We start from the raw sequence: 9021 nt of genomic DNA, 5'->3' as shown, positions 1-9021 counted from the left end.
CGATGGCATTCGGCGCCACCGGTTCGTCGAAGCCGAACACCTCGCCGGCCAGCCGGTCCTTCGGCACCACCTTGCCGGCCCGCGTGATCAGCCCGTCCAGTACCGCCAGCTCGCGCTTGCGCAGGTCCAGCACCCTCCCGTTCAGCGTCACCGTTGCGGTGGAGCGGTCATAGCGCAGTCCGCCGCACACCAGCTCCGGCACCGGCGTGCCCTGGCCGCGGCGCACCAGGGCGCGCACCCGCGCCTCGAACTCCGCCGGGTCGAAGGGCTTCAGCAGGTAATCGTCGGCGCCCAGGTCGAGTCCCTTCACCCGGTCGGCCACCGCCTCGCGCGCGGTCAGGATCATCACCGGCACGGTGGAGCCGCGGCGGCGGATGCGGGTCAGCACCTCGAACCCCGACAGGTCGGGCAATCCCAGATCCAGCACCACCAGCCCATAAGGTTCGGCCCGCTCCAGCCGCACCGCATCCTCGCCCGACGCGACATGGTCGACGGCATAGCCGCCCAGCTTCAGCGCCCCGGTCACCCCGCGCGCCAGGGCGGCGTCATCCTCCACGATCAGGATGCGCAAGGGAGCCGCCTATCGTCCGATTGGGCCATCATCCGACCGCACCTGTTCCGTTTTACAAACAATTTCGGTCCGCGACAGATTGGCGACAGGTTGATTGCCTATAGTCGCGGCAAAGTTGCTTGTAAGCCCAACCAACCCGGCCCGCAACGGCGCCGTGGAAACCAACCGCAGGAGAGGAAGAGATGCGCACCAAACTGGCCCTTCTGGTCGCGACGGCCCTGACTGTCGCCGTGCCCGCCTTCACCGCCGGCACCGCCCAGGCGCAGTCGGTCCCCGCCGGCTACGACCCCGCCTATGCCAAGATCATCGAGGCGGCGAACCAGGAAGGCGCGCTCAGCATCTATTCCGCCACCGACGCGGCCGCCGTGTCGGAACTGCTGAAGGGGTTCGAGGCGCTCTATCCCAAGGTCAAGCTGGAATACGCCGACCAGAACTCCACCGAGATGTACAACCGCTTCATCAGCGAGGCGGCGGCCAACACCGGCACCACCGACCTGATGTGGTCGTCGGCGATGGACCTGCAGATGAAGCTGGTCAATGACGGCTATGCCCAGTCCTACAGCTCGCCGGAATCGAAGAACATCCCGGACTGGGCCAACTGGAAGAACGAGGCGTTCGGCACCACCGCCGAGCCGATCGTCTTCGCCTACAACAAGCGCGTGGTGCCCGCCGCCGACGTGCCGAAGACCCACGCCGACCTCGCCAAGCTTCTCGCCGAGAAGCCGGACGCCTACAAGGGCAAGGTCACGTCCTACGATCCGGAGCGCAGCGGCGTCGGCTTCCTCTACATCACCCAGGACGTCCAGGCCAACAAGAACACCTGGGATCTGGTCAAGGCGATGGGCCAGACCGGGGTGAAGCTCTACACCTCCTCGGGCGCGATGATCGAGCGCCTGACGTCCGGCGAGCACACCATCGGCTACAACATGATCGGCTCCTACGTCTACGAGCGCCAGCACAAGGATCCGGAGTCGCTGGGCATCGTCCTGCCGTCCGACTACACCATCGTGATGTCGCGCATCGCCTTCATCCCGAAGGGCGCCAAGCACCCGAACGCCGCCAAGCTGTTCCTCGACTATCTGCTGTCGAAGCAGGGCCAGCAGGCGATGCAGGCCCGCTACATGGGCTCGATCCGCACCGATCTGGCGAGCGCCAACCCGACCGCAAGCGTTCCGGAAAGCACCCTGCGCCCGATCCATGTCGGCCCGGAACTGCTGACCTACCTCGATCAGGTCAAGCGTCTGAAGTTCCTGAAGGATTGGCAGAAGGCCCTGCAGGGGAAGTGATTTACCCCCCCTTTAGCTCCCGCGCTTAGTCCCCTCTCCCCCCGCTCACGCGCAAACAAAGTTTGCGCGTGAGCGGGGGGAGAGGGGGATTTCGGAAGGAATCCCCCATGAACCGCGCGACGCGCATCGCGGTGATCGTCGCCATGGCGATTGCCGTGCTGGCCCCGATCGGCCTGGTCGTCTACCAGAGCTTCCTCGACGGGCCGTTCTTCCAGCCCAAGACCGCCTTCACGCTCAGCGCCTACGAGTTCGTTCTGGACGACGAGGACTTCTTCGACGCCCTCTACAACTCGGCCGTCATCGCGCTCGGCATGACCCTCATCGCCGTGCCGGTCGGCGCGCTGCTGGCCTTCCTGATGACCCGCACCGACCTGCCGGGCCGCCGCTGGATCGAGCCGGTGATCCTGGTGCCGATGTTCGTGTCGTCGGTGGTGCTGGCCTTCGGCTTCGTCGTCAGCCTCGGCCCGGCGGGCTTCGTCACGCTGTGGTTCAAGGGCGTCTTCGGCTTCGTCCCCTGGTATCTCTACTCCAAGACGACGCTGATCGTCATCGCCGGCCTGACCCACGTCCCGCACGTCTTCCTCTACACCTCGTCGGCGCTGCGCAGCCTGGGCTCGGACGTGGAGGAAGCGGCGCGGATGACCGGCGCCGGCCCGCTGCGCACCGCGCTGACCGTCAGCCTGCCGATGGTGATGCCGAACATCCTCTATGCCGCCGTGCTGGTCTTCTTCCTGGGATTCGAGCTGTTCGGCCTGCCGCTGGTGCTGGGCGATCCCGAAGGCATCCTCGTGCTGGCCACATACCTCTACAAGCTGACCAACAAGCTGGGCACGCCGTCCTACCAGCTGATGGCGGTGGTCGTGGTGGCGATCATCTGCATCGCCCTGCCGCTGGTGGCGCTCCAGCGCTTCCTGCTGCGCGCCGCCAACGGCTACGTCTCGGTCAAGGGCAAGGCCGCGGCGCAGAAGCCGGTCTCCATCGGCGTCTGGCGCTGGCCGGCCGCGGCGATGATCACCGCGTGGCTGCTGTTCACCGTGGTGGTCCCGATCAGCGGTCTGGTGCTGCGCGCCTTCGTGTCGAGCTGGGGCGAGGGCGTCAACCTGCTGGACGTGCTGACGCTGGCGCATTTCCGCGAGCTGATGGAGTTCCCCAACCTGACCCGTGGCATCGTCAACACGTTGCTGATCGCCTCGGTCGGCGGGGCGCTGTCGGTCGGCGTCTACACCATGCTGAACCTCGCCGCCCACCGCTGGCAGTCGGGTTGGACCAGACTGATGGACTATCTGGTCCTGCTGCCGCGCGCCATGCCGGGCCTCGTCGCCGGTCTGGCGATCTTCTGGGTCTTCCTGTTCACGCCCTTCCTGTCGCCGCTGCGCCAGACCATGATCGCCATCTGGGTCGCCTACACGCTGGTCTGGCTCGCCTACGGCATGCGTCTGGTCAGCGGTGCGCTGCTGCAGATCGGCCCCGAGCTGGAGGAGGCCGGCCGCATCGTCGGCGCCAGCCCCGGCCGGGTGTCGCGCGACCTGACGATCCCGCTGGTCAAGGTCGGCCTGTTCTCCAGCTGGCTACTGATCTTCGTCACCTTCATGCGCGAATACTCCACCGGCGTCTATCTGCTGGCCCCCGGCACCGAAGTGATCGGCTCGCTGCTGGTCTCGCTGTGGGGCACCGGCGCCGTCGACCTGGTGACCGCGCTCTCCACCGTCAACATCGCGATGATCGGCGGCGGCCTGCTGCTGATGTCGCTCTTCGGGAAACGCTCCCATGGCTAAGCTCATCATCGACGACCTGCATTTGTCCTATGGCAGCAACGAGATCCTGAAGGGCATCACCGCCACCTTCGCCCAGGGCGAGATCGTCGCCCTGCTCGGCCGGTCGGGCAGCGGCAAGACCACGCTGCTGCGCTCCATCGCCGGGCTGGAGGAGCCGAAGAAGGGCGTCATCTCCATCGGCGACCAGCCGGTGTTCGACGCCGCCGCCGGCCTCAACGTGCCGTCGGAGAAGCGCGGCCTCGGCCTCGTCTTCCAGTCCTACGCGCTGTGGCCGCACAAGACGGTGTTCGAGAACGTCGCCTACGGCCTGCGCCTGCGCAACGTGGCGAAGGCCGAACTGCAGCAGCGCGTGGCTTCCGTTCTGGACGGTGTCGGCCTCGGCCATCTTGGCGACCGCTATCCGCACCAGATGTCGGGCGGCCAGCAGCAGCGCGTGGCGCTCGCCCGCGCGCTGGTCTACAACCCGCCGGTCATCCTGCTCGACGAGCCGCTGTCGAACCTCGACGCCAAGCTGCGCGAGGAGGCCCGCATCTGGATCCGCACGCTGATCAAGCGGATGAACCTGACCGCCGTCTTCGTCACCCACGACCAGGTGGAGGCGATGGCGATTGCCGACCGCATCGTCCTGCTCGACGGCGGCCGCATCGTCCAGGCCGGCACGCCCGAGCAGCTCTACACCGAGCCGGTCAGCCTGTTCGCGTCGGAGTTCATGGGCGTCAACAACCAGATCAAAAGCCGCGTGCAGGACAAGCGCGGCGGCTACGTCCGCATCGAGCTGTCCGGCCACCCGCTGTGGGGCAAGGACCGCGCCGGCAAGGGCGTGTCGGAGGACGCCACCGGCGTCATCCGCCTGGAGCAGGTCGAGGTTGTCGACGGAGACGGCGAGAACCGCATCCCGGCGGAGCTGGAGACCTCGGTCTATCTCGGCAGCCATTGGGAGCATGTGTTCCGCTGCGGCGACCAGACGCTGCGCGCCTTCGGCCGTCCCCTGGCGGCTGGCACCCACTGGTTGCGTCTGCCGCCGGAACAGCTCTGGGTGTTCTGACCCGCCACTCGCGGGAACGGCAAAAAGCTCCGGCTTTGTCCGGTGCGTGTTGGAGCGCCGGACAAAGCCGGAGGGCTGTCCTTGCGGGAGGCCGGGCAATTTGGTCTTCTGCGACCGAACCGCCTTACCGGAGTGCGTCATGGACCTGCCCGACCTGTCTGCCGAGGATAGGATCGACGCGCTTTGTGCCGCCATCCGCCGGCCGATCGAGCGCAGTGCCGATCTGACCGCGATTGAGACGCTGCTGGAGCCGCTGCGCCACGCCACGCCCGCCGAACGCGACGGATACGCCATGCAGCTCGACCGCCGGGCGCCCGATGCCGATCCGATCCTGCGCCTGTCGGCCATGGCAGCGGTTTCCGGTGACCTGCGCCATTATGAAACGCTGCTAGATGCGGTCGATGCAGAGTTCGAAGAGCCCGATCTGGACCGGCTTCTCCACATCCATTGCTGCATGGGTCGCCAGCTTTTCCTGATGCGCCTGGACGAGGCGAGCCGGCCGGGCTTCTTCGAGGAGCGCCTGTTTCCCTATTACATCCGCCTGATCGGCGCGATCCGCGACCGGCTGGATCTTGTCCCGCGCCCCCGTCCGCCCGGCAGTCCGGCGACCGGGCGTGTGATGCTGGTGACGAACCAGTTCCTGTCGATGCGACACCAGCCGTCCCGCGACCTGCTGTCCTATGCGACGGTCCTGGAGGAGCGCTGCGGCCGGGAGGTCGTCATCCTCAACACCAACATCATGCCGGCCGACATCCGCAGCCTGTTCGTGCCGTCCTTCGCCGCCACGGTGGAGCCTGAATTCGACGGCAAGCAGCTGATCGAGGCGGACGGCCGGTCCTATCGCATGCTGTCCTCGACCGTCCGGTCGCTGACGCGGGAGAAGATCGACTGGTTCCTGCGCGCGGTCGAATGGCACGACCCGGATGTGGTCGTTTCCCTGGGGGGATCGGTCGTCGTCGCCGACCTGCTGGCGGCGGCCCGCCCGACCCTGTGCATTCCCACCACCAGCGGAGCCACGCCATCGCTGGCCGACATCGTGCTGGATTTCGGCGGCGGCAGCCGTCCCGCCGGCGGTCCCCTCGCCGTCTCCTGGCGGCCGTTCCGTTTCCTGCATTCTCTGATCGGCGCCCCACCGCCGGTCCAACCCGCAACCAAGGCAGGGAGCCGCGCCGACTTCGGCCTGCCGGTGGACGCATTTCTCTCAGTGGTGATCGGCAACCGGCTGGATCAGGAGGCCGACGGTGCCTTCCTTGCGATGCTGGAGTCCCTCATCGACCGGGTGCCGCGGACGGCGGTGGCGTTCGCCGGCGAGGCGGCGGCATTGCCGGAGCGCTTGCAAGGATCGCGGCATGCCGGACGCCTGTTTCCTCTCGGCTATGTGACGGACATGGCCGCGCTCATGCGGGTGGCGGACGCCTATGTCAACCCACGGCGCACCGGCGGCGGAGCCAGCGCGGCGGAGGCGCTGGCCGCCGGCGTGGTCCCGGTTTCGCTGCCGGCGGGCGATGTGGCCGCCGTCATCGGTCCCCGCTTCGTCGTGCCCGATTACGCCGCGGCTCTGGAGCGGCTCGCCCTGCTGGCGGAGGATTCGGTGGTTTTCGCGGCGGAGGTGGCCGAAGCCCGCAACCGGGGCGCAAAACGTGCCGACCCGGCCGAGGCGGCGGCAGACTTGTCGCGTTACCTGGACGAGGCGGTCGCAGTGCATGGGCAGCGGCCGGTGGGATCCGGGATTGACAAATAACTCCCACGAATCGGACTAAAATCCTATAAATTCTCCGTAAGAGATCCACCATCCTGCGGAGCGATGCCATGCCCCTCGACAGCCGTACCCTCCGGAACGACCATTTTCCTCTCTGGGCGGAAGAGCCGCCGGTGCCGTCGGAAGGATCGCTGGTCCCTGGATCGCAGTTCCACGAGGAACAATGGATCATGGCCGCCGGCATGCTGGCGCGCGGAACCAGCTTCCTCTATGTCGCCCGCTCCATGGGATGCAGCCGCACCACGCTCTGGCGGGCCTATTACGGATCGAAGGATTTCCGTCACAGGGTTTGGTGGGAGCGACAGGCGCTGAACCGAGAGGCCGAGTTGCGCCTGTCTTCGCTGCGCATCCTGGTGGCCGAACAGATCGAACGGCTGGTTTCCTCCGGTGATCCGTCCACCGTCCGCTGGCTGGCCGAACGGCTCGGCCTGTTTGCCGGTCTTGAGGGTGCACGGGAGACTGCGCGGAACGCTCCAAGGGATATTCCGCCTGCCGAACCGCAACCGCCCAAGCCCGAGGACCCGCCCGCCGTCACCGTCCCGGAACTCGACGACGACATTCCCGGCGATTTGCGGGAGGCCACCGTGGATTGCCCTCTCTCCCCCGCTCACGCGCAAACGGAGTTTGCGCTGACGCGACAGGCGGACCTTCGGTCCGCCGAAAGCGGGGAGAGGGAGGGGACCCGCGCCGAAGGCGTGGGAAGGTTGAGGGGGCCGGCGCGCGATCCGCGCGCCGCCAAGGGGCATACTGCCCCTTGGCAATCCCCTGGCGCGGTCGTTCCGTCCGCGCTGCCCCCCTCACCCAACCCTCTCCCCAGGGGGGAGAGGGCTTGTAAGCGGTCGCCTTCGCCTGACATTGCTGCCCGGCGCCCGTAGCAAGGGGATGGAACATCATCCGAAATCCGTTCCACGATGTTCCACCCCGCCGCCAGCCGACACGGAGACCCGGCCCGGTCACACCCCGAAATTCGGCTTTCCGGCCAGGATGTTGGCGGTCACATCCTTGATATCGCGCAGGCCGCACATCGCCATGGTGACGTCCATCTCCTTGCGGATGATCTCCAGGCACTGGGCCACGCCGGCCTCGCCGCCGGCCCCCAGCCCATAGAGGAAGGCGCGGCCGATGAAGGTGCCCTTGGCGCCCAGCGCCAGCGCCTTGACCACGTCCTGGCCGGAGCGGATGCCGCCGTCCATCAGCACCTCGATGCGGTCGCCCACCGCCTCGACGATGGCCGGCAATGCGGCGATGGAGGAGATGGCGCCGTCCAGCTGCCGGCCGCCATGGTTGGAGACGATCAGCGCGTCGGCCCCGGTGTCTGCCGCCATCACGGCGTCTTCCGGGTCGAGGATGCCCTTCAGGATCAGCTTGCCGCCCCAGCGGTCGCGGATGCGGCGCACGTCGTCCCAGTTCAGCGTCGGGTCGAACTGCTCCGCCGTCCAGGAGGACAGCGAGGACAGGTTGCTGACGCCGGTGGCATGGCCGACGATGTTGCGGAAGGTGCGGCGGTGGGTCCGCAGCATGTTGATCGACCAGCGCGGCTTGGTCGCCATGTCCAGGATGTTGCCGACGGTCAGCTTCGGCGGGGTGGACAGGCCGTTCTTGATGTCCTTGTGGCGCTGGCCGAGGATCTGCAGGTCGAGCGTCAGCACCAGCGCCGAGCAGCCCGCCGCCTTCGCCCGGTCGATCAGCTTGTCGATGAAGGCGCGGTCGCGCATGACGTAGAGCTGAAACCAGAAGGGCTTGTCGGTGTTCTCCGCCACATCCTCGATGGAGCAGATGCTCATCGTCGACAGGGTGAAGGGAACGCCGGCCTTGGCTGCCGCGCGGGCGGCCAGAATCTCGCCGTCAGCATGCTGCATGCCGGTCAGGCCGGTCGGGGCCAGGGCCACCGGCATCGCCACCGGCTGGCCGACCATCGTGCTGGCCAACGTCCGGTTGGTCATGTCGACCGCCACGCGCTGGCGCAGCTTGATCCGGCCGAAATCGGACTCGTTGGCGCGGTAGGTCGATTCGGTGTAGGAGCCGGAATCCGCGTAATCGTAGAACATCCGCGGCACGCGCCATTCCGCCAGCTGCCGCAGATCCTCGATGCAGGTGACGGGCCGGTCGGTGAACAGGTTCGCCCAGCGCGACGGCGGCCGCGACGAGGGCATGCGAACGGAGGTCATGGGGCGTGTCTCAACGGTTGCGCGCGAAACGGAAGGGCGTCGATTTGGCCACTCCTCCCGCGCACCGTCAAGCCATGGCTGCGACAACGCTGCCCATTTGCCGGTACGGATCCGGCGGCTCAGCGCGCCGGCTTCGATGTGCGCTTCGGCTTCGAGCCGGGTTTGCCCTGGCCGGGCTTCGGCGGCGTCATCATTGCCTTGATCATTGCCGATTGGGCCGCCGCCTGGTTGCGCCGGGCGGCCGACATCGCCGCGGTGGTCCACATGCCGCTGGCGCGGTTGGCCCAGGACAGCCACGCGCTCATGAAGGGATTTCTGGTCATCTTGGAGAGACTCCGGGACAGGTTGCGGTCGATGACACAACAATGCTGGGGTGGCCGATGTTGCGCTGCACAGCATCGCGCCATCCCTCCGCCC

The 9021-nt window shown here is 67.4% G+C and carries 8 protein-coding genes; 5 read left to right on the top strand and 3 right to left on the bottom strand.

Annotated features, from left to right (window positions below; genetic code table 11):
• On the bottom strand, window positions 1-571 hold a 571-nt coding region (locus I71_RS01420), incomplete at its 3' end, for a response regulator transcription factor (protein ID WP_042689156.1).
• 182 nt (window positions 572-753) lie between these two features.
• On the opposite strand from I71_RS01420, the gene I71_RS01415 reads away from it, so the two are divergent.
• The 5 genes from I71_RS01415 to I71_RS39295 all read left to right on the top strand — a co-directional run bounded on the left by I71_RS01415 (window position 754) and on the right by I71_RS39295 (window position 7311).
• Window positions 754-1857: an ABC transporter substrate-binding protein gene (locus I71_RS01415; RefSeq protein WP_083896907.1), complete on the top strand. Its 1104-nt coding sequence runs from the start codon at window positions 754-756 to the stop codon at window positions 1855-1857.
• A gap of 107 nt (window positions 1858-1964) precedes the next feature.
• Window positions 1965-3632, top strand: coding sequence for an iron ABC transporter permease (locus tag I71_RS01410; RefSeq protein ID WP_042689153.1), 1668 nt, complete (start codon window positions 1965-1967; stop codon window positions 3630-3632).
• Entirely contained in the window at window positions 3625-4677 is a 1053-nt protein-coding gene (locus I71_RS01405; protein ID WP_042689149.1) for an ABC transporter ATP-binding protein, read from the top strand. The genes I71_RS01410 and I71_RS01405 overlap by 8 nt, the downstream gene beginning before the upstream one ends.
• Before the next feature lie 139 nt (window positions 4678-4816).
• Window positions 4817-6418: a glycosyltransferase gene (locus I71_RS01400; RefSeq protein WP_049975857.1), complete on the top strand. Its 1602-nt coding sequence runs from the start codon at window positions 4817-4819 to the stop codon at window positions 6416-6418.
• 188 nt (window positions 6419-6606) lie between these two features.
• A complete protein-coding gene (locus tag I71_RS39295) occupies window positions 6607-7311 on the top strand; it encodes a hypothetical protein (protein WP_244433551.1) in 705 nt (234 codons plus the stop codon).
• Between the two features lie 78 nt (window positions 7312-7389).
• On the opposite strand, the gene I71_RS01390 is transcribed toward I71_RS39295, so the two are convergent.
• Window positions 7390-8604, bottom strand: a complete 1215-nt coding sequence (locus tag I71_RS01390; protein WP_280109833.1) for an alpha-hydroxy acid oxidase — start codon at window positions 8602-8604, stop codon at window positions 7390-7392.
• 119 nt (window positions 8605-8723) lie between these two features.
• A complete protein-coding gene (locus I71_RS01385) occupies window positions 8724-8909 on the bottom strand; it encodes a hypothetical protein (protein WP_211098351.1) in 186 nt (61 codons plus the stop codon).
• Window positions 8910-9021: the final 112 nt, after the last annotated feature.

This window comes from Azospirillum sp. B506 (assembly GCF_000333595.1).
Lineage (GTDB): Bacteria > Pseudomonadota > Alphaproteobacteria > Azospirillales > Azospirillaceae > Azospirillum.
Note: the sequence above shows the minus strand (reverse complement) of the source record. Positions and strands in the feature narration are given on the sequence as shown.